This window comes from Streptomyces sp. NPDC031274 (assembly GCF_055570235.1).
In genome coordinates this window covers 1-1,050 of sequence record NZ_JBVIHP010000471.1, presented here as the reverse complement: position 1 = coordinate 1,050, position 1,050 = coordinate 1, and the positions used below count along the sequence as shown (strand labels likewise).

1 protein-coding gene and 1 pseudogene are annotated in these 1,050 nt (G+C 69.0%); both read right to left on the bottom strand.

Translation table 11 applies throughout. The annotated features are described in order from the left end of the window. Positions 1-67: 67 nt before the first annotated feature. Entirely contained in the window at positions 68-817 is a 750-nt protein-coding gene (locus ACZ5CR_RS47260) for an ABC transporter permease (RefSeq protein ID WP_468870255.1), read from the bottom strand. A gap of 74 nt (positions 818-891) precedes the next feature. Beyond that, a pseudogene (locus ACZ5CR_RS47255) lies at positions 892-1,050 on the bottom strand (daunorubicin/doxorubicin resistance ABC transporter ATP-binding protein DrrA); the annotation flags it as partial.

Sequence of the window (1,050 nt, the reverse complement as noted above, 5' to 3'; positions counted from 1 at the left end):
CCACCCGTTGACGCGGGACAAGGACGCGGCCACGGGGTTCCACCACTGAGTGGCGTACGGAGGAGCGCTACTTGCTGAGCCCTCCGAACCTCCGCACCGCCAGCGGCATGAACACCCCCACGAGCACCACGGGCCACACCACGGCCATCAGCCCCGCGTGCTCGGCGGCCCACGAAGTGCCCACCACCCCGGGGTCGTTGCCGAACAGGTCGCGCACCGCCGTGGCCGTCGCCGACATCGGGTTCCACTCGACCGTCGCGCCGAGCCAGCCCGGCATGTTCTGCGGGACCGTGAAGGCGTTGGAGAGGAAGCCGACCGGCCAGACCAGGATCTGCACGGCCATGACCAGCTCCGGCTTGCCCGCGACCATCGCCAGGTGGATGCCGATCCACAGCATCGCGAACCGCAGCAGGAGCAGAAGACCGACCGCGCCGAGCGCCGCACCGAACGAGCCGTGCCAGCGCCAGCCGATCGCGAGCCCGACGCCGATCATGACGATCAGCGAGACGAGCGACTGCAGCATGTCAGCGACCGAACGGCCCACCAGGACCGCACCGTTGGTCATCGGCATGGACCGGAAGCGGTCGATCACGCCCTTGTTGAGGTCCTGCGTGACGGCGACCATCGTCGCGTCCAGGCCGAAGGTCATGGTCAGCGCGAACATGCCGGGCACCAGGAACTCGCTGTAGGTGCCCGCGATGCCCTTTCCGCCGCCGATCAGGTAGTTGAACATCAGCAGGAACATCACCGGGAAGACCAGGCCGACGAGCACCTGCACGGGCTGCCGCGCCCAGTGGGCGAGTTCGCGCCGCGTCATGGTCCAGGAGTCGACCGCGGCCCACCTGACGGGCGCACCGCTCGCCACGGGCGTACGGCTCGAAATCGTCGCGCTCACACGGTCTCCTTCGTACGTTCCTGGTCTTCCTGGTCCTCCTGGTCCTCCGCACGGCCCGTCAGACGCAGGAACACCTCGTCCAGGGTCGGCCTGCGCACCGCGATGTCCTCCGCCTCGACACCGGCGTCCCGCAGGGCCTGCACCACCTCGGTGAG

Excerpts from the sequence above, each read along its gene's own strand:
- ACZ5CR_RS47260 (WP_468870255.1), bottom strand. The coding sequence starts at position 817 with ATGACGCGGCGCGAACTCGCCCACTGGGCGCGGCAGCCCGTGCAGGTG.